The sequence below is a fragment of the Colwellia sp. Arc7-D genome (genome assembly GCF_003061515.1).
In the GTDB taxonomy this organism is placed as follows: Bacteria; Pseudomonadota; Gammaproteobacteria; order Enterobacterales; family Alteromonadaceae; genus Cognaticolwellia.
In genome coordinates this window covers 1,256,000-1,282,512 of sequence record NZ_CP028924.1, presented here as the reverse complement: position 1 = coordinate 1,282,512, position 26,513 = coordinate 1,256,000, and the positions used below count along the sequence as shown (strand labels likewise).

Genomic DNA, 26,513 nt, shown 5'->3' with positions numbered 1-26,513 from the left:
AAGAACTGAGTCTGCTAACTGTTATCAATTACTTGCTCAATATCCATTAGTTTTTCTGCTCAATTACTCAAAATACGAGTACTAGTTACATTTCAATAGTTCTAATGAGAAAGTAGCTAGGCCAAATTTCTCGAACTTCTCTTTCCCAATTTGGATCTACTTTACCGTTAGGTAATTGTAACAACCAAAATTTAGCCCATTTTTGTACATTTTTACCCGACTTACTGAGCTTTAATGGCGAATAACGGCGTTTGTATTCATTACCTTGATACTCAAATACCGTATTATTTTTTGCGCCTTTATGCAGCATATCTAATGCTGTCGTAATTATTTCAACTTCAGATAAAGGTAAATAGCCTTGCACTTTTAAGCAGGCTAATGCCTCAGATTTCTTTAAACAAACCTGCATATAAGCATCTATATGTGGAGTGTAAACCATACCTGTTAAGCCATAAATAGATGCAAGCTCTCGGTCGGCTAATGCCTTAAGTGGCTCTAACTCTAGGTTAATGTCGGTTAGATCGCGCATAACATGAAGCTTTTTAATCAACTTTTTTGACAATGTATTTCCTTAATCTTAAATGCGCTTTATCAACTTAACTTTAACAAGGTGGATCAATATTATTAGCAATACTGGTGTTTAAACGAAACCAACCTGCAATGGCATATCTGTCTCGTGTCGCAGGTAATACTTCATGTGGAAATTCTTCACTTAAAAATACCACAATAGTGCCAAAACTTGGTGTTATTGATATTTTACTGTTATCAATTAATGAACCCTTTGCTTTTGTTTCAGGATAAAGAACAAGTTCACCGCCATCATCCCCAGTCCAGTTTTGATTAAGATACACCACCACAGATAACACTCGATTCCCCTCGCCCTTAAATGCATCCTTATGCTTTTTATAAAAATCGCCTTTAGCATAATGAGAAAAGTGACTTTCAAAGGAAAATAACCCCAAAAATAAGCGTTTGTTCAAATAACGTTGTAACCCTGCAGCCCAATCTATCCAAGTAGAGCCTGCTTCACTGTTACCGGTTATCCAACAAATTTCATCTGTTCGAATAAAGTCATTAATAACATGATCTTTTGCTCGACCAATACCTGCACGTTTAAAGTTTGACTCGGGCATTTCAGTAATATGCCTTGCTAACAAAGACGTTAAGTTTTCAGGTAAGGCATATGGGCGAATACTGTAGCCCTTATCAATAATATCATGTGCGATAAACTCAAAGAGCGATTCAAATAATGCGGGATCATTAGCAAGATTAACTACGGGAGTTGTGTTCAATATATGAATAATTTAAAAAGGAAAACTAACATTTAGGCGATAATCTAATAAATGAAATATGCGCCATAATAGCATTATGTGTCTGCATAAGCGTTAGCTTTCGCTCCCAATTGTTTATATAACAAATTACCGAGCTAATTTAGCTGTTGCCTGTAATGGCTAACTTCAAACCTTACAGTTTATGCAGTTAATGCTCAGCCAAGTGGTCTGATATTGTTTTATCTAAATTATCTAACCAAGTGTTAGGCATTCTGTTTAAAACTTGTCCTAACAGTTCCTTTGCTATCACTTTATCTGAATCTAGTTCTGATTCGGTTGAAGCTATTTTAGCCCTTAAATAGCTTTTTGCACAAAGTCGCTCTTGCTTACTTTGTGCATTTCTAAACACCTGCCAGTACAGTAAAACGGTTGGCATATAGGCTGACTTATATTTACCTAAATCTCCCTAACGACTAGACATAAAAAAAGCGAACCTAAGTGGTTCGCTTTGATAATTATTTAGCTCTTTTAATAAATATTAAATATTTTGACTCTACGCTATTTTTTTCATTTGCGCTTGGCTATCAAGGTATTCATCTAATGAGCCTTGAAAATCAATTAATTTTTTATCTTTAATGTCGATAATACGTGTCGCTAAGCTAGAAACAAACTCGCGGTCATGGCTAACAAAAAGTAACGTACCTTCAAAGTCTTTTAACGCATTATTTAGTGCATCAATGGCTTCAATATCCATGTGGTTGGTTGGCTCATCCATAATCAATACATTGATATCAGCCATCATTAACATGCCAAATAACAAACGGTTCTTTTCACCACCTGAGCAGTTACGCGCTTTTTTATTCGCATCGTCATCAGTAAATAACATACGACCTAACATGCCACGAACGCTTAAATCGTTATGACAAGGTCTACGCCATTGTGACATCCATTCCATTAACGTTAAGTCATTATCAAAAAATGAACCGCTATCTTGTGGACAATATCCAACAGAAGCATTTTCAGACCACTTAACAACACCCTCAAGATGATCTAACTCGCTCATTAAACAACGTAACAAGGTAGTTTTACCTACACCATTTTCGCCAATAATAGCTAACTTAGCACCAGCTTCTAATAATAAGTCGCCTTTTTCAAATAATACACTGCCATCAAAACCATGACTTAGGTTTTCAAGTTCTAATGCTTGGCGGTGCATTTTTTTGCCGGGAGCAAAAGCAATTTTTGGGGTTATACGGCTTGATGACTTTACATCATCGAGTTTAATTTTATCCATTTTCTTAGCACGCGAACTTGCTTGTTTTGCTTTTGAAGCATTCGCACCAAAACGGTTTACAAAGTCTTGTAGTTCAGCAATTTCAGCTACTTTTTTATCATTACCCGCTAATAGTTGCTCACGTAATAAGCCAGATTGAGCTAAGTAAAACTCGTAATTACCTGGATAAATGCGTAATTCACCGTAATCAATATCAGCCATATGTGTACATACAGAGTTAAGAAAATGTCTATCATGCGAAATGATGATCATGGTGCATTTACGCTTGTTCAATTCGCCTTCTAACCAACTAATGGTATGAATATCCAAGTTGTTGGTCGGCTCATCAAGTAATAAAATATCAGGATTAGCGAACAAAGCTTGTGCTAGTAGTACACGCAACTTCCAACCTGGCGCAACTTGCTGCATAGAACCGTAATGAAAAGACTCATCAATACCCGCTTCTAATAATATTTCACCAGCACGACTTTCTGCAGTGTAACCGTCCATTTCTGCAAATTCGCTTTCTAAATCGCCAACGCGCATACCATCGGCTTCGCTCATTTCAGCTTGAGAGTAAATAGCATCTCTTTCTTGCTTAACTTTCCAAAGCGGCATATCGCCCATGATCACAGTATCAATTACATTATGTGCTTCAAAAGCGAACTGATCTTGGCCCAAAGTACTGACTTTGTTACCTGTACTAACCGACACATTACCTGAGCTTGGAACTAAGTCACCACTTAGTATTTTCATAAATGTAGACTTGCCACAGCCATTTGCACCAATCAAACCGTAACGGTGACCGTTGCCAAATTTAGCCGAAATATTTTCAAATAACGGCTCTGCGCCAAATTGCATGGTAATGTTCGATGTAGTGATCAAAAGGTAATCCTATTTTGTGTTAACTAAAGCCATTAACTGGTAAGTGCTAGCCCAGTGGTTTAAGTGATAGTTAATACTGTAATTGCTGTAGCCAAGCAGGATTAATATCAACCCTACGCTCAGTCACCATAATAAAGCCGCGCATTATACAGTAATAACGCTCTGATCCCCACCGAAACTTTACTTTTAATTGATTATTTTATCATCACTAGCTTCTTGGTTTATCTCATAGCCATTTGCTTAAATACATAGAATAAATACAGCTGACTAGCTAAGGAACAATTGGATTGATAGGCAGTTAGGTATATAGGCACTAGTCATTGAAGCGGGTTTAATAGTAGTTAGTATCGTTAATTGAGCTATACCGGATTAACTGGATTAACTTCGCTCATAAAGTTAAATAGTGTAAAATCTAGCAATAGTCCTCTGCTCTGCCATATTATCTATTCTCAATTAAAATGAGTTTGCCACTTTAATTTATAAAAGTATTATGGAGAAGTTCGTTCTTACATTGTCTATAATTAACAGTTACAAGTTAACGTGAAAGTGACTAACTGGTTTAATTTTATTTTATTTTATTTTATTTTATTTTATTAAGGAATATTGATGAAAGCATTTAAGATGTTGCTTTTAACATTTGGCTTTTTGGTTGCTGCTCAAGCCAAGGCTGGTTTTATTACCATTAATGAATCCGAACTTGATGGAATATTTTCTCAATCAAGTTTTGAGAATAAACCTATCGACATTCGTATTGGCAAAGCCACAGAATTGGTTTTCCCCGATCTTTTAAACATTACGACTAGTGAGGAAATTACTCAACTATTTAACCAGCATGTAGGCCCTACCGATTTAGTTAACTTTTATTTTATAGACTTCATCAGTGCATGTGGCAGCTTTACCGGAAATAATATCGTTGGCTGCGGTGAGCTTCCAGGAAATGATTTTGTCGTAGAATCGTCATTTGCAGCGAGTGGTTTTGGTGGCGAGTTGTTGGCACATGAATTAGGTCATAACTTAGGCTTGAGTCATTTAACCGGCAGTTTTCTTATGAACCCTTCGCTAAATAACAGAACAACGTTAACTTCTGACGAAGTTACCACTATTCGCAAAAGCTCTTTAGTGCAAACCGATGGCCAAGGCTTTTGGATTGATATTAACCCTGTGCTGATTGTCGCTAAAGCTAGTACGCCTGTACCTGAACCAAGCACATTGGTTTTATTACTACTTTCTGTTGGTTTTTTAGTTAGAAAAAATATCAAAAAATAGCATTATTCTTTCATATAAATAACATTAAAACCTGCACTTTAATTAATGTAGGTTTTTTAACTAATGGAGCTATTATGCGACTTAGTAAATCCGTTTTATTCACCGCTTTGCTTAGTTTATTATTTATAAGTTCAGCAAACAGCCATAGTACAAAGCAAGTTGATAATTGGCTTGAGTTTTGTCCAAATATCCAACTGTGTTTTGACGGTCCTACCAGTTTACAACCCACTGATGTACAAATGATAGATTCGCTTGCGGGACAATTAGAGAATGAGCATTTAACTTTATATTATGATTTAGGTCTATATTCATCAAAATTTACCGAACTAACATCGGCAGTCAAAAAGCCGGTAGTAGTTAATGGCCATAAAGGCACAATACTTATAGTTAAAAATAAAATGGCACTTACTATCCCACATGTTTCAGATAATGTGCGGTTTTCTATGTTGATCGAGTTTAAAGAGTCTTTGCAACAAGAAAAAGGTGAGCGAATTTTTAATTCAATTAAGTTTAACCTCTAAACTCTAATTTCTAATTTCTAATTTCTAATTTCTAATTTCTAATTTTAGGTTTAAGGTTTGTATTAACAATTAAATTTCGATGGCGCTATCAATCTGGCTAATTATATAACACCCACTTATTATACCTGCACAATTGCATGTTAATTAATCTAAAAGCACCCAACCCCTGAAAGTATTATTAATCAGTAGCTTTAGCTATTTTCAATAATATAAAAACGGTCAATATAATCTTAAAATGCAACTCTTTAAGGCTGAACTAATCACTAAAATGGTATTTTATCAAAAGCAATTAAACAAATAAGCTACTGGCTTCAGGGTGCTTTTGCTGGTAATTAACAATATAAGAACACTTAGCTACGGCTTTCTTATTATCCTTTTTTATTTGTTGCAGCACCGCCTCGAGAAGAGTTTTAGCCAAACCTTTACCTGCAAGTGCGTCTGGTACAATAGTATGAGTTAAATGCATATCTCCATTTTGATCATCGTAAGTTATATAAGCAATATGCTCTCCAATATGAAATTCATACTTAAATTCTTCAACGTTGTGTTCCAATGTATAAGTCATGCTTTTCCTTTTAAGATCAATTAAGTTAGGTGAAATTTATTTCTCCTGAAAATAACACGAAATTTCACTGTATACATGTCATAATTTACTTCAAGTGTCATATAGCTGACATTACTCATTTTCTCTTGTACTTATACTAAGATTATAAAATTATTATTCGTTAATGATTTAAACATTGAATTAATCATTATCGACTTTTTCTACGCAAACTATATTAAGCAATATATACAAATTAATGACTATAATTATCAGCAAATTATAGCTAGGAGGTCAGTGTGAATTATAAAGACTACTATAAAATTATGGCCGTTGATAAAACCGCAACTCAAGATGAAATTAAAACGTCATACCGGAAATTAGCGCGCAAGTTTCACCCCGATGTTAGTAAAGAAAAAGATGCGGAAACGCGTTTTAAAGATATTAACGAAGCCTATGAAGTGCTTCGTGATAAAGAAAAGCGCGCAGCGTATGATCAACTTGGTAGTAATTGGAAAGCAGGTCAATCTGGCTTTACACCACCGCCTAGTTGGCAAGATCAATATCAACAAGGTGGCGGTAACTTCAATGCCGGTGGCCAAGGCGACTTTAGTGATTTTTTTGAGTCATTATTTGGTGGCGGTTTCGGTGGTCCTCAGCAAGCGACTCGTGGTCGTCGGTCTATGCAAGGTCAGGATAGTAATGCAAAAATATTGATCGATTTGCAAGACGCATATTCTGGTGCAACCCGAAACTTTACCTTACAAGATCAAGTCATTGATCAACAAGGAAGAACACAAACTAAAGATCGTACATTAAAGGTCAGTATTCCAAAAGGCATTAAGCCGGGTCAAAAAATACGTCTGAAAAAGCAAGGGCAAGCAGGCGTTGGGGCGCACCTAATGGCGATTTGTATCTTGAAGTTGGCTTTAACCCAGATCCGTTATACGTTATTGATGGTGCTGACATTACAACAGAACTTAGTATTAGCCCATGGCAAGCAGCGTTAGGTGAAAAAGTAAAAGTACCCACACCCACTGGCCATATTGATTTAAGCTTACCTAAATTAATCAGTAGTGGTAGTAAAATGCGTTTAAAAGGCCGAGGACTACCTAGTAAAGTTGCCGGTGATTTTTTTGTAAAACTTAAAATTGTTTTTCCAAAAAGTTTATCCGCAGAAGAAGAGGCACTTTATCAGTCAATGAAAACTCTAGCGACTAGCGAAAATGACAATACAAGTGGCGACACTAAGCAAAAAGTTAACGCTTAATTTTTTAACTATAATTCGTGTTATTTCTTTTATTGCGCATAAGCTGTTTATCTTCAATACACAGCTTATGCTATCCCTCTACCCCTCTATATTTCTGCTTAATTTTATTTCGACGGTATTTATTCCGGCTTACGCAAAGGTGCGTTAGTTAGAGAGTCGGTATATTTTGCAGCTTTTTCTAAGGCTTCTAAATCTTTAATAATCAGCTGATTACGCTTTTTATCGATAATGTCTTGTTTTTTCCAATGCTGTAATTGCTTGTTAATCACTTGCCTGACAGAGCCAGTCATCCGCGCTAAGGTTTCATCGCTTAAACCATTCACTAAATGATGCTGATGTTCATGGGCTTTTGTGCCGGTATAAAATTTAATTTTGTTAATGTGCTCTAAAATAATACGACTCAAACGTGTGGTGACATCGTGTAAAACTAAACTGCTAGCCTGCTGTTCTTTTTCGCGCATCTTTTGCGCTAAGTAAGGCATAAACTGTTGATTAAATTCTGGATAACTCCATAGCCAATCTCGCATAGTGGCAAGTTTTACCGACAACAGTTTAACTGCTGTTAATGGCGAAACAATCACATCATGAGGCTTATCATCTAATAGCACCATTAAATCAAAACAATCACCAGCATAAAGCATATCTACAGTCGCTTCTCTGCCAGTCTCAGGATTACTTTGTTTGATTTCTATGCTGCCATCAAGTACCACAAAAAATCGTTGGGTTAATAAGGTTGAATTAAAATAATCGCCCTTTTTCCATTCACTAAGTTGAAACTCTTGTTGAAAGTCTTCAATTAATTTTGCTGGTAAGTCGGCAAAAATATTCGCTTGTTTAACCAATGTTGGGCTGGCTTTTTGCGGTAAGTGCGTAACATTTTTATTCATAGGTACAAAGGTTTGAACTATAGCGTAAGCATGTGGTTTTATTCTACTGTATTGTGGCTATATAGCAAAAATCAATCTTGCCCTTCACTTGATTAAACTTTATAAAAAATAACAATTAATTTATTGATTTTTATATTTAAAATAACATTACATTTTATGTAAAAGAAAAAGTCATCACAACTGTCATATTTGTGACAGAAGCATTTTCCCACCTTCCGTATTATAGCCCCACTAACCAAACAGCTTGCTTTAAACCATTAATACAAGTTTGTTTTTACGGTCAAATTGCTTACTGGAATATAGCCATAAAGCATCAGACCTTTTTATGAAGTTCTTAAAAATAGGTGATTATTATGTCTAAGACTATTGGTATTGATTTAGGTACAACAAACTCTTGTGTAGCAGTTATGGAAGCTGGTGTTGCAAAAATCATTGAAAACTCAGAAGGTAGCCGCACTACACCATCGATTGTTGCTTATGCCAACAATGAAACATTAGCGGGTCAACCGGCAAAAAGACAAGCGGTGACAAACTCAGCAAACACTTTATTTGCCATTAAACGTCTAATTGGTCGTAAATTTGATGATAAAGAAGTGCAAAAAGATATTAAACTTGCGCCTTATAAAATCATTAAAGCAAAAAATGGCGATGCTTGGGTTGAAGTGAATGGTAAAGCCTTATCACCTCAAGAAGTATCAGCTCAAATTTTACGTAAATTGAAAAAAGATGCCGAAGCTTATTTAGGTGAAACAGTAACAGACGCGGTAATTACCGTACCTGCTTACTTTAATGATTCACAGCGACAAGCAACCAAAGACGCGGGTAAAATTGCGGGGCTTAATGTTAAGCGTATTATTAACGAACCAACGGCTGCTGCATTAGCGTATGGCGTTGATAAAAGCAGTAAAGTCGACCAAAAAGTAGCGGTTTATGACTTAGGTGGTGGTACATTTGATGTCTCTATTATTGAAATAGCCAATATTGACGGTGAAAAACAGTTTGAAGTGTTAGCCACCAATGGTGATACCTTTTTAGGAGGTGAAGATTTTGATTTACGCCTAATAAATTACTTGGCTGATGAATTCAAAAAAGAAAGTGGTATTGATATCAAACAAGATCCTTTAGCACTACAGCGCATTAAAGAAGCCGCTGAAAAAGCTAAAATCGAGTTGTCATCAGCACTACAAACAGACGTAAATTTACCTTACGTAACGGCTGACGCAAGTGGTCCTAAGCATTTAAAAGTGCAAGTTACCCGCGCTAAATTAGAGTCATTAGTTGATGACTTGGTAAAAAGCACTATCGCCCCTTGTGAACAAGCATTAAAAGATGCCGGTTTAAGCAAAAGCGATATTAGCGAAGTTATTTTGGTTGGTGGTCAATCACGTATGCCAAAAGTACAAGCAGCGGTTAAAGATTTTTTTGGAAAAGAACCACGTAAAGATGTAAACCCTGATGAAGCTGTTGCTATGGGTGCAGCAATTCAAGCGGGTGTATTGTCAGGAACCGTTGGTGATGTGCTATTACTTGATGTAACACCATTATCATTGGGTATTGAAACCTTAGGCGGTGTAATGACCAAGCTTATTGATAAAAACACTACAATACCTACTCGGGCTTCTGAAACGTTTTCAACGGCGGAAGACAATCAACCTGCGGTAACTGTGCATGTGTTGCAAGGTCAGCGTGAAATGGCAACCGATAATAAATCGTTAGGACAATTTAGCTTAACGGATATTAGCCCTGGCCCACGCGGTTCAGTACAAGTTGAAGTTACCTTTGATATTGACGCCGATGGCATTTTAAATGTTACCGCAAAAGACAAGGCAACCGGTAAAGAGCAAAGCATTAAAATTACCGCATCAAGTGGTTTAACGGAAGATGAAGTTAATCGTATGGTAAACGATGCAGAAATGCATGCTACTGAAGATAAGCAAAAGCGTGAATTAGTTGAACAACGTAACCAAGCAGATCAATTAATTCATACCGTGCAAACTTCAATGACTAGCTTGAGCGATGATCAACAAGGCGAGCTTAAAACCTTGATTGAACAATTAAAAATGGCTGTTAATGGTGATGATAAAAACGCTATTGAAATGCGACAAAAAGCATTACAAGAGGCTTACACTAGCATGACACAAGCGCAGCAATCACAAGAACAAACGCAACATCAAGGCGAAGCTGCAAATGACGGAGCCAGCAACGATGATGTTATTGATGCTGACTTTGAAGATGTTAGCAATGGCTAACCAGTATTGATTAATCGAAAATGGTTAATCAGAAATGGCTTGTCATTAACTGATAAATGCTGATAACAAAACCCTGATATTTTTATCAGGGTTTTTTATTATTTTTTCCAATAAAAACAAACCATCTAGTCAACTGCCTCACAATTACCGTTTTCCTCCACCAACATTTACTTTTAATAACATAACTTTTGAGGCACTATGCCTGAGCAAAGTTGTAACATTTTGTAAATAAAAACCAACAAAACGTAAACTTTACAATAAAAATAAATCTTAACTAATTGGTTAAATATTTTTATAAATAGACGGTTATTTCAATTAATCGTTTGTAACAGCTATTAAAAAGAAGGAACATTCTTTGAAACATAATAAAAAATTACTACTAACTTTACTCAGTAGCCTCAGCTTTCTAGCGAATGCAGATGTACTAAATGGCAACTTTGAAGCCTGGTCAAATGCCAGCGCCGACAATTGGACTACCGTTGACTCTGGCATCAGCGTTAACCAAAATACCAATATAATTAAAACGGGCACCAGCTCCGCAGCCATAACGGTTAATACCGTGACACAAAGCTCGACCGACTTTTTACAAAATATTGCGGTTACTGCAGGGCAAAGTTATGATTTTTCAGTTTGGGTATATCACACCGAAGGCGGCGTAAAAGCGAGACTTTTCGCTGACGGCTATCGAGGCTATTCGAACCCAAATTTAGTCAATCAATGGCAACAAGTTAGCTATACATATGCAGCAACTACCACAAAAGAAATAGCGATTGGCTTACGCTTTTATGACTCCACTGGGTTTGATGGTGCTGAAACCGTATATATTGATGATTTTGAACCCACCACTAGTGCAGGAACAGGTGGCTCAGCTTGTTCAAGTAATGATATCGCGTTTAGTTTAACTACCGATCAATACGGCTATGAAACTAGCTGGTCAATCACTAACAGTAGCAACGTAGAGCAAGCTAGTGGTAGCAACTTAAGTAACTCTACTAGCTACAGCGAAAATTTTTGTTTAGCTGATGGCGACTATACCTTCACCATAAACGACAGCTATGGCGATGGAATATGCTGTACTTATGGCAATGGCTCGTATGATATTTCACTTTCGGGTACATCCCTTGTTTCAGGCGGTACGTTTACCCAAACAGAAAGTAAAAACTTTACCCTAGGTACTACGGGTGGTGGTTCAGGCGGTAATGAAGGCACTTATTATCAAAGCATTACCACACAAACTGGCTACAGCTTAAAAACCGCTTTACACAATCTAATTAACAACCACACGGCTCAAGGTTATGGCGCGATTTGGACCTTTTATGCTAATAACGCCTTAGATACCTACTATGATAACGATGGTTCAATTTTAGATATTTACTCAGAAAAACCTTTTGGCAGCGATAGTTATACTTATACAAAAGTGACTAATCAATGTGGTTCTTATAGCGGTGAAGGTGATTGTTACAATCGAGAACATTCATTTCCTAAAAGTTGGTTTGGCGGAAAAATTGAGCCAATGAATTCAGATATTCATCATATTTTTGCTACCGATGGTTTTGTAAACTCAAAGCGCAGTGGCTTCCCTTATGGTGAAGTAGCTAGTGCAACGTTCACTTCTACCAACAATAGTAAACTCGGCTCAGCCACTGCAGCATTAGGTTATAACGGCACAGTATTTGAACCTATTGATGAATTTAAAGGTGATTTAGCACGCGCTCAACTTTACATGGCAACTCGCTATCAAGATGTAATTTCAAATTGGCAAACAAATAGCACTTACGGCGATGCTATATTAGACGGCAGTAGTAATAAAGTGTTCGAAACATGGCAGCTAAATATGCTATTACGCTGGCACGCTAACGACCCAGTAAGTCAAAAAGAAATTGATAGAAACGAAGCCGCTTATTTACATCAAGGTAACCGTAATCCGTTTATTGACCACCCTGAGTATGTAGAGAAAATTTGGCCGTAAACTCATAATACCTTTACAAATGAGATGGTGTTACAAGCACCATTTCATTTTATTTACTTCAGCACACTAGTACTTCAATAAAGATAAAAATCCTCCCTAAGTGTTATATACACATTTTATAATTCCTTTAAAGTAACTAAACACTATCGCTAAAGGCCTTTTAAAATGCATAAATACATCATACTTTTTCTCGCCTTGCTTACATTATCCTGTGTTACACAACACGATCTTATTCAACCGGATAACTTTTACCAAGGCACAAAAAAAATACATTTAGTTGATAATAAGGGAGATAAATATTTTATCGGTACAGTTACTTTCTCAAATAAAGCAGAAAAAATTCATTATCAAATGGATATTGAACACCAAATATTTAAAGATTATTTTTTGTCGATGAAAGAAATGAAATGCTTAGAAGGGCCTGAATTATGGTGCCATCTTGCTTACCCATATAGTAGCCCGAGAAATATCACCACAACAGATTTTAATTGGCTTTCACATGACCTATTATTCATGTACAAAAAAGCATCTCAATTTGGCGCTAATTTTTATCAAGGTATTTATTATAATTTTAAGCTCAGCTCAGATAAATTAATTGGCACCGCTATGGCCGTTGACTTAAATCTTTTGGCAGCGCCGCCACAAAATACAACATTACCCCCTATTACTTCGCATGACATTGACGACCTAGAGCCAGCCAATCGTTGGTTACCAATAATAGAAATTAAATAAAAATGTGAATTGTGAATTGATAAAATTTATACAGTCGCATTTTTAAAGTGCGACCTCCCTTCATATTTATCAAATAAATCGAAAGTAAATATCTCGAATAATAATCAACCAAGCCACCATTATAAAAATCAAATTTTAGCTAGGCAGTTACAGATTAAAAATCAGCTGTTTTTATACGCGCTATTCGTATAGAATCCCACTGTAGTTTTTACGGTAAAAAGCGTTTATTAAGCTGGCTTTTAAACCCTAAATTAACTCACATCACCTACTCATTCCTTTCAAAAATGACCCTATATAAATGACTCAATTGAATAATATAACGATAGTAACTCACAACGGTAACTTTCATGCTGACGATGTTTTCGGTATTGCCGCACTTAAGCAAGTATTCCCTGCTTTTAACCTAGTTCGTACCCGTGACTTAAGTGTAATAGCTCAAGCAGATATTGTTATTGATGTAGGTGGTGAATATGACGCTGATGCTGGTCGTTTCGATCATCATCAACGTGGCGGTGCAGGTGCCCGTGAAAATGGTATTCCTTATTCATCATTTGGTTTAATTTGGCAAAAGTATGGTTTACAAATATGTAAAGGTAATCAAGAAGTTGCTCATTCAGTTGATGCAGGTTTAGTGTCAACTATTGACGCCATAGACTGCGGACATGTTGAAGGTGTTGCTCAAGGTATTAGTCTTAGCCAGACCATCTCAATGTTTAATCCAACTTGGCAAGAAGAGAGCCACTTTGATACTTGTTTCGATGAAGCCGTAGAGTTTGCCTCGCGAGTATTAGCGCGTTTTATCGCCTCTGCTGACGGTGGTATCAGTGCTAAATCAATCGTTGCTGAAGCAATTGAGAAAGCTGAAGATCCACGTGTGATTGTGTTAGAAAAATACACACCTTGGAAAACAACAGTACATAAACTGTCTGAACAAGCTTTATATATGGTTTACCCATCAGGATCTGGCCCATGGCGTATTCAAACCGTGCCGGTTGAACCAGGATCATTCGAAGATAGAAAATCATTACCTGCTCCATGGGCTGGCTTGTCGAACGAAGCGCTGCAAGAAGTTACCGGTATCGACGATGCGATGTTCTGTCACAATGGCTTATTTATCGCCGGTGCAGAATCATTTGAAAGTACCATGAAAATGGCAGCTATCGCGCTAGAAACACCCTAGTATTGAGTTAATGATATAACTATAAAACGATAAAAAAAGGCATAATGTCATAAAGTGACTTATGCCTTTTTTATAAATCAGCCAATGATAAATTGTGCAGTTCAGGGATTATAACTTCGCTTAGCTTTACTTAACTGAGCTTTACTTAACTGAGTTTTACTTAATTGAGCTTTGCTTAACTTGCTTTGTGAGCAATATACTAAGTAGCCGATTTTAAATTTAGGGTATTCATAAATAGCCTAGGATCAGCAATTTTATCTAGCATCGAATTATCTGGCAAACAATCATCGTCCACATAATCAACAAAATCTCCAGCAGAATCAAACACTAAAATATCTAACGCTAATCGGTCTAAGCCATATAAACCACGATGGATCATATCAGCTGAAAATACCAGTAAATCGCCAGCAGCTAAGCTTATTTTTTTACCGGTTGATAAATCATCACTACTCAGCTTGCCCTTTTCTTCTTGTCGAACATTGAACTCTTCTTCGTTATCCCAACGCTTATGCGTTTCTGGCACAAGTTCCATACCTAGCTCATCAAAAAGTGGAACTCGTAAGTGCAGTACTTGTGTTTGTTGAATGGCAAGTTTCTGGCCTGCAAGATCATGATCATACTGGCAGTCACGGTGCCAGAAGTCTTTTTGGGCAGGATTAACAGGATTAAAAAATAATTGGGTATTCATAAATGCAGGTTTGTTAGCGATCACTGACTCAACAATATCCATCACTTTTTTCGAGCTAATAAAATTGAACAAGGCTATTCTATCGTCGCTTGCTAAATATTCGCTGCCGGTAATAAGTGAAGAATTAAACGCTTCTTCTTGATAAAACGTAGCATTGTCTTGCTGCCATAATTGATGAAATTTTAACACCACGGCTCTAAGTTCTGCTATTTCTCCAACACTGAAATAACTCCTCACCACAAAGAAACCTTGTTCTTCATAATTGCGCTGCCATTGACCACTACTTTTTAACATTCACTACGCTTGCCCTAGGGTATTTTATAACAGCTATTATAGCCGTTTGAAAAACCGAATGCCTAGTCAGTAACTTACTTTTGTTGTTATTATCTAACGATTACCGCTACCTATTGTTGAATAATGTTGAGACACATTTTTTATCAAATATATAATTAAAGATTGTCATCAATGTAATATTTAGCCATGGTATTGTACTTACATATTATTTCTAAAATTCAGTTTCAATATTAGTTAAGGAATACTTTTTTCATGACCGCATCGAATTATCTGGTTAAACAAATTATGACTTTTTTCAATTACCGAAAACTTATAACGACCTGTGCACTTCTACCAATGCTGGCAAACGCAACTATTGCTGACGAAAACTTTGAGCAGTGCAAAATCAACTTAGCAGAACGTGCAAAAAACACAGGATTTTCCACTTATATAACTCAAACCGTTATTGATAATATTACGCCTATTGAACGCGTTATTACTTTAGATAAAAAACAACCTGAATTTACCCAAACCTTTGAGCAATACATCAAAGCCAGAGTGAGTAATTATCATGTCCGAGTTGGCAAAGAGAAACTACAACAAAACAAAGTACTATTTGATAGATTGGAAAGTAAGTACGGAATCCCCCGCCAATATTTAGTGTCATTTTGGGGTTTAGAAACCGTTTTTGGTAAACATAAAGGTAAAATGTCAGTGCTTAACTCGCTAGCAACACTGGCATGTGATCAACGCCGTAGTGAATTTTTCACTCTAGAATTATTAAACCTGTTCACTTTAATTGAAACAGAAAAAGTGAAGGTTGAGCAACTACAAGGTTCTTGGGCAGGTGCTATGGGACATATGCAGTTTATGCCAACCGCTTTTTTAAAATATGCCGTTGATGGCGACAATGACGGCAACGTTGATATTTGGCAAAGTGAGGCTGACGCACTAACTACCGCGGCTAATTACTTAAACAAGATAGGTTGGCAGGCACAAGAACGTTGGGGCAGAGAAGTTAAATTACCTGAAAACTTTGCCTTTGAGAAAGTCAGCTTTGATCAATACTACCCGCTGAGTTACTTTCAACAATTAGGTGTTACCAAAACCAACAACCAAGCACTATCGAGCTACGATATTCAGGCAGAACTTTATCTTCCTTCTGGTCATCAAGGGCCCGCTTTTTTACTCTACCCTAATTTCAACGTTATTATGACGTGGAACTTGTCGAAAAGTTACGCGCTTTCAGTCGGTTTATTAGCAAATAAGTTAATTGGTGTTGACGGGCTTAAGTTTTTGCAAAGCCAACAAGCGTTAGATAACAGATATAGCTTTGAAGAAATGAAAACGTTACAAAGCCAACTCAATACATTAGGTTTTGAAACCGGTAAACCTGATGGGATTTGGGGGCCGAAAAGTCGCGACGCTATTCGCTCATTCCAACTAAAACATCAACTTATTGCTGATGGATATCCAAATAAAGCTCTGTTTTCAAAAATTAAATTAGTTATGAGTGAAAATGAAGAAGAAAAAACTGATATCAATAAACAGAGTTAATTATAGTTAAATAAATATTTGGTTTGATGGACTAAAATCCAACCTAAATAAGGCTTACGGGGAATAGCATAGCGTTGAATTATTGCTTTTTGTAGGTCGGATTTCAGTCCGTCAATCGTAAAGTGTGCGATTAACTTAAAGCAAATAACATTATTTATTTAATACCAACTCAACTCTTCAATCAATTCATAAAGCACTTTCAGTTCAAGGGTGTATTTTGCTTCGTTATAAGCGTCAGTTTCTATAACCCCTGCAGCTAATAAGGCTTCTGTTGAATTAGATAAATCTTTTAACCTGTTAACTTTAATGGCTTCTGGGCCGGTATAAAAACAAAGCGGGTTACTATCAAACATTTGTTTTTCGAACTCTAACCCTGTCCATAATTGTAATTCTGTTGTCGTTACACGGAAGTTTTTTAACTTAATGCGCTGCTTAGCTTTAGTAGTTCTTAACGTGTCGGTATCTTGGAAGAATATATATGCTGAGGTAACGAGCTTATCGTTATGGTCAACATAAGTAAGGGTTTTCCAAAATCCTGAAGGTATACGAACGGGTTCAAAGCCAACACCTTTAGTTAAAAAGCGATCGCAGGTAGTAAAAATTGGCCCTGTCATCACAATTAATTTATTGTCTTTTGATAAACTGAATTTAGAAACCGCTGTTTCTGGTACACGCCATTCGTCTTCATTAAAACACTTATGTTGCATAGAAGCATTAGTATAAGCACAGCTATCATTGCTAGCAGATAATGCTGTATTGTAATCCCCCAAGTAACTGCGGTACGTCTAGTTAAATGTCCTCTATCCCACGGTGTTCCGATATAAGCACTATTGGTTATTTGATTATTTCTCCCGACACGCGCATCAATAAACCATTTACGACCTTTATAACCCGATACCGTCTGCGCAATGGCGTTATCAACATTGGCAGCGGAAAATAGCGCCTGCTTGGTAGACTTACTCATAATGAGCGAGTAATGAATATAAGGAATGACTACATTGCCATCCAGTAAGCCCGGTGGTTGTAACACATCACCTGAAAGGGATAAGCTTGGCTTAGGCAACTCAATGTTGAATGAAGGTAAAAAATCTTTTTGATAACCATCGCGCACAGGGTAATTCCACCATCCTTGTTAATGTATAATTAAGTCTAGACAAGTTATAAAAATACACAATATGCAGCCCCACCTTAGAAAACCGTAAGCAAAGCGTAACGGCGCTTAAATAAACATCAAAATTCACTCGCCATTTATTACTGTTATAAAAAAGAAAAAGCAGCCGAAAATGGCTGCTTCATAGTCTAAGTAATGCTTTTCATTTAAAAACTAACCCGTATTTCGCATTCCCGTTGCGATACCTGTCATGCTAACCATTAATAGCTGTTCACAAACCGGATGTTCAGGTTGTTTTCGTAAACGTTTTAATGCTTCTATCTGCAATAAGTGCAAAGGTAGCAGGTACGGACGGCGTAAATTAAATGAAGTCAGGTTCCAAGGATCACTCTCCAAAGACTCTGTTTGTCCAAGTAACTCAAGCACTGTTTTTCTATCCGCGGTTAACTGTGTTCTTAATGCTTCGCCCATGGGCAGTAAGCTCTTTTCAACTAAGCTTTGATCGTATAATTTAGAGATATTAATATCAGACTTTAAATACACCATTTCAGTCAGCGAGATACGGGCTCTAAAGTATGGCCAGTTATCTAGCATATCTTTAATCGCGTCTTTGTGCGTTACACCTGCATCTGAAATCGCCTGACCAAAACCTAACCAACTGGGTACTACTAATCGATTTTGGCTCCATGCAAATATCCACGGAATAGCACGTAACGATTCAATACCGCCGTCAGACTTACGTTTACTAGGACGAGAGCCTAATGGTAAAGATGACAGCTCTTGCTCAGGGGTGGCTTGTCGAAAATAAGTAACAAAATCGTCTTGCTCACAGACATAGTCACGATAAATATCACAACTGCTTTGTGCCATGTCTTCCATCGCTTTTCGCCATGTGGCTTTCGGCGCAGGTTGCGGTTTAACTAAGCTGGCTAATATTGCACTGGCATATAAATGTAAGCTCCTTACGGCTAAATTAGGTAAACCAAATTTAAAGCGAATGGTTTCGCCCTGCTCTGTAACTCTTAGGCCACCTTCTAAAGTTCCTGGAGGTTGCGATGCAATAGCTGCATGAGCTGGCCCGCCGCCACGGCCGATAGTGCCACCTCGACCATGAAATAATTTCAGCACAATATTATGACTTTTAGCTGCTGCAACTAATGCTTCTTGAGCCTGATACTGCGCCCATGCTGCAGCTAGCACGCCAGCATCTTTTGCTGAATCACTATAACCTATCATTACGTGCTGCGCGCCATGCGTACGTTTTGTGTAATCTTTATCGGTTAATAACTTATCAATAACACCTGCGGCACTGTTTAAATCGTCTAGGGTTTCAAACAGTGGTGCAATCGGCATATCCCAAGTAAGGCCTGTCGCCTTCATTAATAAGTTAACCGTTAGAACATCGCTTTGCTCACTGGCCATCGAGATAATATAGATACCTAATACTTCTTTAGGTTGTTCTGCTATGAACTTGAACGTATCGAGCACTTCTTGCGTTTGCTCGCTCCATGTTACTTTCGGTAAGAGTGGTCTTGGGTTGTTAAGTTCTTGTTGAAGAAATTCACAACGTTTTTGTTCATTCCACGATAAATAATCGCCTAAGCCTAAACTTTGGGTAATTTCTGAAATGGCTTGATCATGAAATTCACTGTGTTGGCGAACATCAAGCTTAACTAATGAAATCCCAAAACAATGTATTTTACGAATAACGTCTAGTAACATTGAATTAGCAGCTCGGTCGAGTCCTGCAGCTAATAAGTTCTCACGACAAATAACTAAAGGCTTGAGCAATGCTTCTGGGCTAGCGATAACGCCACTAGTTTTATTTTCTTTCAACAGCGAAACACTACGCTCTAGTTGTGCAATGGTTTGCTTTAAAATATGACGATAAGGACCAATGTTATCAGTATCCGCAACGATTAATTCATCACTGGCTTTATTCATCGAAAGCTCAAGATAGAGACTTTGAAAATCGATTAAATACAACTCAGCCGCCAGCAGCCTTGCATTAATAATCGCTTGTTTACTTAACTTGGCAGTAACAAACGGATTACCATCACGGTCACCTGCCATCCAACTTGCCATAGTTATTGGTGTTGCATCTAAAGGTAATGCTTGGCCAGTAACCGCCCGACATAATTCGTCAAGCTCACGCACAAAAGTCGGTACAGCAAACCATAAGCTATCGCGAATAGCATCTAAACCCCAGCGCGACTCGTCTAATGGAGTTGGGCGTTGCGAACGTATTTCACTGGTGTGCCACGCTTGTTCAATTAACTCTTCAATGCGGCCATTTAAATCAGCACCTGATTGCGCTAATTCTTCTGCAACTTCATGGTATTTATGAATAAACGTACGACGATTAACTTCTGTTGGATGCGCAGTTAACACTAACTCAATATGGAGTTTATTAATGGCTGACAAAAATGCTTCTGGCGTACAACCATTCACTTGCTCTTTTAAAGAGGCTAATGGGTGTGGTAAATCAAGCTCTGCTAAGCCTTGTTCGCTAGTGGTATGTTGCTGCTCTGCAATATTAGCCAGATTCAGAAATTGGCTAAACGCGCGACCATAAATTAATAAGTCCTGTTCATCGCAAGATTCAAATAAGGTTTGTAGCTCATCAATAGCAAGCGTGTCTTGTGCAACACCATCTTTGGCAAGTAAGCGTACACGCTCAACATTTTCTAGCCAACGCTGGCCTTTATCATTGGCAATGGTTTTACCCAGTACCGAACCAAGTGAACGAATATTTTGTGATATGGTTTCTAACATACTTTGTTCTCTTATTAAGCTAAGTAACATAAGCGTAGAATTAATTTCAAATAGAGTCTAATATATAAAATTAATCTTTATCATAGACAAAAATCTATATGCCATTAAATTTGCAGTCAAACCGGCAGCCAACAATGAGGCAATTACAACTTATTCAAGCGTTGGCACGTTATCAAAGTTTGTCAGTTGTTGCCGAAAATCTGCATATATCGCAACCATCAGTGTCTATTCAGTTAAAGAATTTAAGCGATTTAATCGGCTTACCTGTCTACCAAATGCACGGGCGAAAACTAACCCTAACCGATGCAGGTAAGGCAGTGTTGCGCAGTGCAAATACCATATTTCAAAGTTTAGATAATCTCAAAACTGATATAGATAATTTACAAGGCGTGATCACAGGCACCTTATTAATTTCAGTTGTTACCACTGCACAATATTTTTTACCCTTGTTGCTAGCCGCCTTTGCCAAGCAACATCCAAAGGTCGAAATTAAGTTAGAGATAGGTAACCGAGAAAAAATACAAAGTCGACTCATTGATAATCGAGATGACTTTTATATTTTCAGTAATATTCCACAAAATGTAAAAGTGCTTGAAACACCTTTTTTAGATAATGAAGTGGTCGTAGTGGTGCCTGAAAATCATGAGTTAGCACAATTTCCAAAAGTGAGTTTAGCGCGCTTAAGCCATTACCCATTTATTTTGCGTGAGGCAGGCTCTGGTACTCGCGAATATACCGTAGAGCTATTTAAACAGCATGGCCTGACCTTAAATGAAAAAATGACCATTGCCAGTAGTGAAGCCATAAAACAAGCGGTTGCAGCGGGTTTAGGCATATCTGTGCTTAGCAAACACAGTTTAGATTTTGGTATTATGCCAAGGGTGAAAATTATTAATGTTGATCACTTTCCCATTCGCAGTAAATGGCGATTAGTGCAAAACGCCTCTCGACAGCCAACCCTACTCGCAAACGCTTTTCATAAGTTCATGGTAGAAAATGGCGACGATATTTTATCAACAGCCGTACAGAATAATTTGTAACAATGTGTAAAAATATGGCTAAGTTATCGACAATTTTTTACCAAATGATATAGTTACTTTAACTTTATAGTATTTATTTACCTAAAAACTCAATAATGTCGACTTATAGAATATAAGGAAATATTCAAATGCTAACTAACATTTCAACAAACTTTTATGACATTATGTTCGGAGATATTAATACTAATATCCCCATGAGTAAGCTAGAAACTAAAGTACTGCAAAAAGTTAAGCTTATTTTAAATACCCCTTCTAGCCTTAGCCAACAAATTCCAGTACTACCCGCGATGTTAGTTCGCTTGTTGAATGCAATTGACGATCCCGACACAAGTGTACTCAGCTTTGTTAAAATAATTGAGCAAGACCCCGCATTTGCTTTAGCTGTTCTAAAAGCAGCCAACTCCGCCCTTTATCATCGCGGTGACAAAGAAATAGTCTCGTTAAATCGTGCTATTACTTTTTTAGGGCTATCGGGTCTGTTACGTATCGCCACTACGCTCTTAATGGCTAAAGTTATTCCAAGCAAGCCGATTTATTACATTATGTTTGGTAAACAAATTTGGCTTCATTGTGTACATTGTGCAACGCTTTGTGAGCTTTTAGCGGCAAAGCATGATGAAAACGTTTTCGATGCTTACTTCTTGGGCTTAATTCACGATCTTGGAAAAGTCATCGTGTTTGATTGCTTATCACATGCGCTAGCTGAAGAATTATCAAGTCTGCCAGGCACAACCGTATTTAAAAAATTGATGACTGAAATGTCGGTTAGCATTAGTTATCTAATAGCCATTGAGTGGAAACTACCAAAAATTTACTGCGAAGCTTTGAAAGAACAACAAACTAAACCCAGCTCAGCTTTAGCTGCATTGTTGTATAAAGCAAATCAATTAACTGAATTATATTTAATGGTAGATAAAGGCATAATGTCTGATGCTGAGTGCGATAAAATACTCACTAAAAATGCCATAGATAAAAGTATTTGGCTTGAGTTTACTCATAAAGCCCCTGAAATAGAAAACAGCATAATTTAAAAATTCGTTTAAACAATATCAGAATATTTATAAGACCATTTATAAGACTAAAGACAATAAGCTTGAAAGATTTCAGCCGATTCTTATCGAGAAAAATGGTACTTTAGGTTATTAACAATAATGATTTGTTATCAAAACCGCTACGCCAAATCAATAAAATAAACGCCACATTATTTCATGACGCTATTAAACGTAAACAAGTTAATATAGCGAACTCAATTTAGTAAAGTAATTTACTTTTCAAGTGCTTCTAGCTTAAGTCTAAGTGACTCAACACGTTCTCTATTAACATTAAAGTCTGAATACCCAAGTCTAGACGCTGAACGAACATGTATAGTTGTTTGGTACATTGAAGATTCAGGGAAGTAAAACTCCACATCATCAACAAAACCAAAAAGGTCTGAGGTAAACTCAGCTCTAACATAACGACTTTCGGTCACGGTAACTTTCGAGTTTTCCAACGAGTTAATAACATTCAAAATGTTATTTTTAACTACACCATCAGATCCTTTAGAAACAATCGGGTTAATGTGGTGCGCTTCATCTTCTGCAAAACTATTAACACAATTAGGTTTATCTGGGCACGGCGTTAATTGGCCATTATCAACACCTAAAATGGGCGCATTTGATGAACAACCGGTTAACGCGATTAAACTTGATAAAATAATACTGGTGAAAAAAACTTGTGAACATTTGTTCATGGTGTTGACTCCTAAATGTATATATAAGCGCTATAATAATGGAGTCTGATCTTATTATCTGCTTTTTTATTTCAAGTGCTTAAGTAAGCATTGTTAGCTAATTACATTCAAACTAAAGCTTTTATATTTAGCGCAAGTTTGAAAAACTGAAGGTGAACTATCATTTGATCTTCAACAGATAAAACCGCACAATCCTCCCCCTGCGCTAAACCACAAACGTATACGCAAATAAACTTAAAGCTGCACATTTTAATTTCAATCAGCAAAGCAATCAGAGTAGAAATAATGTCTTCAAAAATACAACTGAGCAAAGAAGAGCTTAGAGAAAACAAACTTACCCGTGATGAATACTTATCGAAACCAAAAATCCCACTAATTGTGGTATTAGATAATGTAACCAACAGCTATAACATTGGTGCCTTTATTCGCTTGGCTGATGCTTTTGCTATTGAAAAAGTGATTGTTTGTGGCACAGGAGCATTGAGCATTTCAGATAAAAAAATGAAAAAAGCATCAAGAAATGAAGCTAAATGGGTTTGTGTTGAATATAACGAAAGTACCACCTCATGCTTACAAGCTTTGGCAGATGACGGCTATTCAGCTTACAGCGTTGAGCTATGTCGTGATTCAGTTGACTATACCTCAGTTGCCTACCCTGCTAAGTGTGCACTAGTATTAGGTAATGAACGCAAGGGTGTCAGCGAAGCCGCGTTAGAAATGAGTCATCAACAAATACACATCCCCATGTTTGGCATGGGTAACTCACTGAATGTTTCAACCGCTGGCGCTATAGTTTTAGCTGAATGTGCTAACCAAATTAGAAAACTACTCTAAAACAACACCAAACCGTTATAAAAAAGAGCTAACCAACTCAGTGGCTAGCTCTTATCAGTTCAAATGCACATGGATTTAATTCAAATGGTATTAAGGTTACAAAAACCCCTTAAGCGTATTTTTGTATGTGAAGATCCATTTGCGGGAAAGAACTATTTAAGACTTCAACTGCAAAGGTTTCTATATACTTTCTCGTTCAATTGGAAATACACGCCAAAATAACCTGGCGCATTAACCCAAGCTGACAGTGGTAAGTGAATAAATGCGCTTTATCTTGCGCTTCATAATGATGAACTAACAGATAGTCACCTATTTGCTAGTTCATCTCGTTTATGGCTCACTAAGTATGAAGTTTATCGTTCAGAAGTGTATAACTCTACTTACACTTATTAACCTTAACTTGTTTATTTTACAATCGCTTTCAGGTAGATAATAAGTGGATCAGAAGATTTCTTTACTATCACTGGCAACATACTAACTAAGGGTTCTAGGGCTAATGTGGTATTGGATTGCGCAGCGGTTTCTATAAATGCTAGATGTTGCCCTAAAGCCTGACAACCAATTGAACTAGCACTGCTTCGAATGGTATGCGCATGGTCAGCAAGTAGCTCTATATCTCCTTGCTGATAGGCACTACAAATTTGTTGCACTCCTTCATCTATTTCGGCCAAAAATAAATTGGATATCTGTACAAAAGCACTTATACCAATATCGTCTAATAATATACTGGCAGTATCTTGCACAAACCAATCTTTATCAGAGTCTTGTTTCGCTATATTCAACTGTTTTTTAGGAGAAATTGGTGCTGTATAGTTATCTAATGATTGCACAGGTAACCATTGCGATAGGTGACTATCAAGTAATATACGATCAATTGGCTTACTCAGCACTGCATCCATGCCACTATCAATAAAACGCTTATGATAGTGATCTCCAACATGTGCTGTTAACGCTATTATTGGAAGCTGGGTATTGCTCAGTGTTTCTCGCAATATTTTAGTTGCACTCACACCATCGAGAACTGGCATAGATACATCCATGAACACCAAATCATAATGCGTTTCACTAATTTTATCGATTGCTTGCCTACCGTCACCCGCGACGTCAACGGTAAGTCCTCTCCCTTCAAGTAAAATACGAGATAGAAATTGGTTAGTTTTATTGTCTTCAACTAGCAATACATGACCATTGAAAGATTGATCGACTGGCTGAATAAGCTGAGGTTTGATGATAGGCGTTTTAGCAACTTCAACAGGAATAAAAAAATAGAAAACCGCACCTTGCGCAGGTTTCGATTCAAAATCTATCGTTCCCCCCATTAACTCGACCAGTCGCCGAGAAATATTTAACCCCAAGCCTGTACCACTGTCTTTCTCACCTTGCTTAGCATCAAAAGTTAAAAAGGGTTTAAATATATTAGGCTGAATATCCAAAGGAATACCCAGACCTGTATCACATACACTTACCTGCAAATACTGCTGTTCATTCAAACTTACAGTAACTTTTATTTGACCATTTTCAGTAAACTTAACCGCATTACTTAACAAATTAATCAAGACTTGACGAATTTTAGCAGCATCAGCTCTAAGCCAAGGAGCAATATTATCTTCGATTAATAAGCTGAGTTCACTTGCTTGTTCTCGTGCCCGAGCATCAACAACCATTAAAGCAGATTGTAAAATATGTTTAAGATCAAAATCAATAGGCTGGTTTTCAAAACCACCTGCTTGCAGCTTTGAATAATCAAGCACATGGTCTACAACATATTTTAAATTTTCAGCCGAATTTTTTACAATACTAAGCATTTCACTATTGCGAGGACTCAATTCACTGTTATCGATTAATTCTAAAGCAGTAACTACCCCCGTTAGCGGTGTTCTCATTTCGTGGCTCATAATAGCAAAAAAGTCAGCCTGAATTTGACTCGCTTTTTCTGCTTTATCTCGGGCTTCTCTTAGCTCACCCGTCAGATTCTTTAGGTCAGCAATATTATTTTTTTCGGTAGACAACAGCATAAGTTGATCAAGCTGAGGATCCCAAGGCTTGAATTCATTCATCATTAATTGAGTGTCAGGCTGGTTAGTACTCATCCATGCTAACCAAGGTGCACCAACAAATATTACGTGCTCGCTGTCATCATCTAAGGTAACAAATTGTCCTCGCATGGCAAAATTACCATCGCATAGAACAAGCAATGCCATACTGTCTCGCGCATTTATAATACTAGAAAAGTCTTTGAGTCTATGGGGTCTGGTGACAGCAAATAAGTCAAAAAAATTTGCTTGCCAAATGTCAGGTTCGCATAAGTCTGTGTCTGGTAAATACTTGCATAAGGTAGGGCTTGGCTTACTGACTTTCATTTGTCTATTAACAGTAAAGAATACTGATGCAAGCTGCTTAATAACGTTAATACTATTATTTGTTGTTGCTGTATTCATGGGTAAGATAACCAGCTCAGA

24 protein-coding genes are annotated in these 26,513 nt (G+C 37.2%); 12 read left to right on the top strand and 12 right to left on the bottom strand.

The window, feature by feature from the left end; genetic code table 11:
* Positions 1 to 85 precede the first annotated feature (85 nt).
* The 4 genes from DBO93_RS05625 to DBO93_RS05610 form a co-directional block, all read right to left on the bottom strand.
* Positions 86 to 562 (bottom strand): hypothetical protein, encoded by a 477-nt coding sequence (locus DBO93_RS05625; RefSeq protein ID WP_239059125.1) that lies wholly within the window; start codon positions 560 to 562, stop codon positions 86 to 88.
* A 40-nt stretch (positions 563 to 602) separates the two neighbouring features.
* A complete protein-coding gene (locus DBO93_RS05620) occupies positions 603 to 1,292 on the bottom strand; it encodes a 2OG-Fe(II) oxygenase (protein WP_182255033.1) in 690 nt (229 codons plus the stop codon).
* Between the two features lie 187 nt (positions 1,293 to 1,479).
* The gene (locus DBO93_RS05615) at positions 1,480 to 1,707 is read right to left on the bottom strand and encodes a hypothetical protein (protein WP_108455447.1); all 228 of its coding nucleotides are present in this window, start codon (positions 1,705 to 1,707) and stop codon (positions 1,480 to 1,482) included.
* A 117-nt stretch (positions 1,708 to 1,824) separates the two neighbouring features.
* Entirely contained in the window at positions 1,825 to 3,429 is a 1,605-nt protein-coding gene (locus DBO93_RS05610) for an ABC-F family ATPase (RefSeq protein WP_108455446.1), read from the bottom strand.
* A gap of 606 nt (positions 3,430 to 4,035) precedes the next feature.
* Between DBO93_RS05610 and DBO93_RS05605 the strand changes: the two genes are divergently transcribed.
* Complete coding sequence (locus tag DBO93_RS05605; protein WP_108455445.1) at positions 4,036 to 4,695, top strand: PEP-CTERM sorting domain-containing protein; 660 nt, start codon at positions 4,036 to 4,038, stop codon at positions 4,693 to 4,695.
* A 74-nt stretch (positions 4,696 to 4,769) separates the two neighbouring features.
* Positions 4,770 to 5,216, top strand: a complete 447-nt coding sequence (locus DBO93_RS05600; protein ID WP_108455444.1) for a hypothetical protein — start codon at positions 4,770 to 4,772, stop codon at positions 5,214 to 5,216.
* A gap of 289 nt (positions 5,217 to 5,505) precedes the next feature.
* Here DBO93_RS05600 and DBO93_RS05595 read toward each other — a convergent pair whose 3' ends face one another.
* Positions 5,506 to 5,781, bottom strand: coding sequence for a GNAT family N-acetyltransferase (locus DBO93_RS05595; RefSeq protein ID WP_108455443.1), 276 nt, complete (start codon positions 5,779 to 5,781; stop codon positions 5,506 to 5,508).
* 275 nt (positions 5,782 to 6,056) lie between these two features.
* Between DBO93_RS05595 and DBO93_RS05590 the strand changes: the two genes are divergently transcribed.
* Both DBO93_RS05590 and DBO93_RS19105 read left to right on the top strand, forming a co-directional pair.
* Entirely contained in the window at positions 6,057 to 6,767 is a 711-nt protein-coding gene (locus DBO93_RS05590; RefSeq protein ID WP_204100654.1) for a DnaJ domain-containing protein, read from the top strand.
* Positions 6,668 to 7,027 (top strand): DnaJ C-terminal domain-containing protein, encoded by a 360-nt coding sequence (locus DBO93_RS19105; protein ID WP_204100653.1) that lies wholly within the window; start codon positions 6,668 to 6,670, stop codon positions 7,025 to 7,027. The genes DBO93_RS05590 and DBO93_RS19105 overlap by 100 nt, the downstream gene beginning before the upstream one ends.
* A gap of 119 nt (positions 7,028 to 7,146) precedes the next feature.
* Here the strand turns inward: DBO93_RS19105 and DBO93_RS05585 are convergent, their stop codons facing one another.
* A complete protein-coding gene (locus tag DBO93_RS05585; RefSeq protein WP_108455442.1) occupies positions 7,147 to 7,914 on the bottom strand; it encodes a Crp/Fnr family transcriptional regulator in 768 nt (255 codons plus the stop codon).
* A 353-nt stretch (positions 7,915 to 8,267) separates the two neighbouring features.
* On the opposite strand from DBO93_RS05585, the gene dnaK reads away from it, so the two are divergent.
* The 4 genes from dnaK (at position 8,268) to DBO93_RS05565 (ending at position 14,044) form a co-directional block, all read left to right on the top strand.
* Positions 8,268 to 10,163, top strand: a complete 1,896-nt coding sequence (dnaK, locus tag DBO93_RS05580; RefSeq protein WP_108455441.1) for a molecular chaperone DnaK — start codon at positions 8,268 to 8,270, stop codon at positions 10,161 to 10,163.
* Between the two features lie 355 nt (positions 10,164 to 10,518).
* Positions 10,519 to 12,132, top strand: a complete 1,614-nt coding sequence (locus DBO93_RS05575) for an endonuclease (protein ID WP_108455440.1) — start codon at positions 10,519 to 10,521, stop codon at positions 12,130 to 12,132.
* A 165-nt stretch (positions 12,133 to 12,297) separates the two neighbouring features.
* On the top strand, positions 12,298 to 12,864 hold the full coding sequence (locus tag DBO93_RS05570) for a hypothetical protein (protein ID WP_108455439.1): 567 nt from the start codon (positions 12,298 to 12,300) through the stop codon (positions 12,862 to 12,864).
* A 307-nt stretch (positions 12,865 to 13,171) separates the two neighbouring features.
* Entirely contained in the window at positions 13,172 to 14,044 is an 873-nt protein-coding gene (locus tag DBO93_RS05565; protein WP_108457762.1) for an MYG1 family protein, read from the top strand.
* A gap of 199 nt (positions 14,045 to 14,243) precedes the next feature.
* Here DBO93_RS05565 and DBO93_RS05560 read toward each other — a convergent pair whose 3' ends face one another.
* Positions 14,244 to 15,026, bottom strand: coding sequence for a phytanoyl-CoA dioxygenase family protein (locus tag DBO93_RS05560; RefSeq protein ID WP_108455438.1), 783 nt, complete (start codon positions 15,024 to 15,026; stop codon positions 14,244 to 14,246).
* Between the two features lie 252 nt (positions 15,027 to 15,278).
* Between DBO93_RS05560 and DBO93_RS05555 the strand changes: the two genes are divergently transcribed.
* Positions 15,279 to 16,562 carry a lytic murein transglycosylase gene (locus tag DBO93_RS05555; RefSeq protein ID WP_108455437.1) on the top strand — a complete coding sequence of 428 codons (1,284 nt, stop codon included), beginning with the start codon at positions 15,279 to 15,281 and terminating at the stop codon, positions 16,560 to 16,562.
* Between the two features lie 158 nt (positions 16,563 to 16,720).
* Here the strand turns inward: DBO93_RS05555 and DBO93_RS05550 are convergent, their stop codons facing one another.
* From DBO93_RS05550 to ppc, 3 genes are all read right to left on the bottom strand, one after another.
* Positions 16,721 to 17,269 (bottom strand): DNA/RNA non-specific endonuclease, encoded by a 549-nt coding sequence (locus DBO93_RS05550; protein WP_204100698.1) that lies wholly within the window; start codon positions 17,267 to 17,269, stop codon positions 16,721 to 16,723.
* Positions 17,182 to 17,673, bottom strand: coding sequence for a DNA/RNA non-specific endonuclease (locus DBO93_RS19100; protein WP_108455435.1), 492 nt, complete (start codon positions 17,671 to 17,673; stop codon positions 17,182 to 17,184). The genes DBO93_RS05550 and DBO93_RS19100 overlap by 88 nt, the downstream gene beginning before the upstream one ends.
* Positions 17,674 to 17,886: 213 nt before the next feature.
* Positions 17,887 to 20,448 carry a phosphoenolpyruvate carboxylase gene (gene ppc / locus DBO93_RS05540; RefSeq protein WP_108455434.1) on the bottom strand — a complete coding sequence of 854 codons (2,562 nt, stop codon included), beginning with the start codon at positions 20,446 to 20,448 and terminating at the stop codon, positions 17,887 to 17,889.
* A 134-nt stretch (positions 20,449 to 20,582) separates the two neighbouring features.
* Between ppc and DBO93_RS05535 the strand changes: the two genes are divergently transcribed.
* The gene (locus DBO93_RS05535) at positions 20,583 to 21,488 is read left to right on the top strand and encodes a LysR family transcriptional regulator (protein ID WP_162533731.1); all 906 of its coding nucleotides are present in this window, start codon (positions 20,583 to 20,585) and stop codon (positions 21,486 to 21,488) included.
* Positions 21,489 to 21,616: 128 nt separating this feature from the next.
* On the top strand, positions 21,617 to 22,519 hold the full coding sequence (locus tag DBO93_RS05530; RefSeq protein WP_108455432.1) for an HDOD domain-containing protein: 903 nt from the start codon (positions 21,617 to 21,619) through the stop codon (positions 22,517 to 22,519).
* A 233-nt stretch (positions 22,520 to 22,752) separates the two neighbouring features.
* Here the strand turns inward: DBO93_RS05530 and DBO93_RS05525 are convergent, their stop codons facing one another.
* Positions 22,753 to 23,220 carry a DUF1499 domain-containing protein gene (locus DBO93_RS05525; protein WP_108455431.1) on the bottom strand — a complete coding sequence of 156 codons (468 nt, stop codon included), beginning with the start codon at positions 23,218 to 23,220 and terminating at the stop codon, positions 22,753 to 22,755.
* A 285-nt stretch (positions 23,221 to 23,505) separates the two neighbouring features.
* Here DBO93_RS05525 and DBO93_RS05520 point away from each other — a divergent pair, with 285 nt between their 5' ends.
* Positions 23,506 to 24,054, top strand: a complete 549-nt coding sequence (locus tag DBO93_RS05520) for a TrmH family RNA methyltransferase (protein ID WP_108455430.1) — start codon at positions 23,506 to 23,508, stop codon at positions 24,052 to 24,054.
* 404 nt (positions 24,055 to 24,458) lie between these two features.
* Here DBO93_RS05520 and DBO93_RS05515 read toward each other — a convergent pair whose 3' ends face one another.
* Positions 24,459 to 26,492 carry an ATP-binding protein gene (locus tag DBO93_RS05515; protein WP_108455429.1) on the bottom strand — a complete coding sequence of 678 codons (2,034 nt, stop codon included), beginning with the start codon at positions 26,490 to 26,492 and terminating at the stop codon, positions 24,459 to 24,461.
* Between the last annotated feature and the right edge of the window lie 21 nt (positions 26,493 to 26,513).

Bases quoted from the DNA above. Each gene is read 5' to 3' on its own strand.
- DBO93_RS05605 (WP_108455445.1), top strand. From the start codon at position 4,036: ATGAAAGCATTTAAGATGTTGCTTTTAACATTTGGCTTTTTGGTTGCT.
- DBO93_RS05550 (WP_204100698.1), bottom strand. From the start codon at position 17,269: ATGCAACATAAGTGTTTTAATGAAGACGAATGGCGTGTACCAGAAACA.
- dnaK (WP_108455441.1), top strand. From the start codon at position 8,268: ATGTCTAAGACTATTGGTATTGATTTAGGTACAACAAACTCTTGTGTA.
- DBO93_RS05515 (WP_108455429.1), bottom strand. From the start codon at position 26,492: ATGAATACAGCAACAACAAATAATAGTATTAACGTTATTAAGCAGCTT.
- DBO93_RS05555 (WP_108455437.1), top strand. From the start codon at position 15,279: ATGACCGCATCGAATTATCTGGTTAAACAAATTATGACTTTTTTCAAT.
- DBO93_RS05535 (WP_162533731.1), top strand. From the start codon at position 20,583: ATGAGGCAATTACAACTTATTCAAGCGTTGGCACGTTATCAAAGTTTG.
- DBO93_RS05615 (WP_108455447.1), bottom strand. From the start codon at position 1,707: ATGCCAACCGTTTTACTGTACTGGCAGGTGTTTAGAAATGCACAAAGT.
- DBO93_RS05560 (WP_108455438.1), bottom strand. From the start codon at position 15,026: ATGTTAAAAAGTAGTGGTCAATGGCAGCGCAATTATGAAGAACAAGGT.
- DBO93_RS05570 (WP_108455439.1), top strand. From the start codon at position 12,298: ATGCATAAATACATCATACTTTTTCTCGCCTTGCTTACATTATCCTGT.
- DBO93_RS05595 (WP_108455443.1), bottom strand. From the start codon at position 5,781: ATGACTTATACATTGGAACACAACGTTGAAGAATTTAAGTATGAATTT.
- DBO93_RS05520 (WP_108455430.1), top strand. From the start codon at position 23,506: ATGTCTTCAAAAATACAACTGAGCAAAGAAGAGCTTAGAGAAAACAAA.
- DBO93_RS05530 (WP_108455432.1), top strand. From the start codon at position 21,617: ATGCTAACTAACATTTCAACAAACTTTTATGACATTATGTTCGGAGAT.
- DBO93_RS05600 (WP_108455444.1), top strand. From the start codon at position 4,770: ATGCGACTTAGTAAATCCGTTTTATTCACCGCTTTGCTTAGTTTATTA.
- ppc (WP_108455434.1), bottom strand. From the start codon at position 20,448: ATGTTAGAAACCATATCACAAAATATTCGTTCACTTGGTTCGGTACTG.
- DBO93_RS05585 (WP_108455442.1), bottom strand. From the start codon at position 7,914: ATGAATAAAAATGTTACGCACTTACCGCAAAAAGCCAGCCCAACATTG.
- DBO93_RS05525 (WP_108455431.1), bottom strand. From the start codon at position 23,220: ATGAACAAATGTTCACAAGTTTTTTTCACCAGTATTATTTTATCAAGT.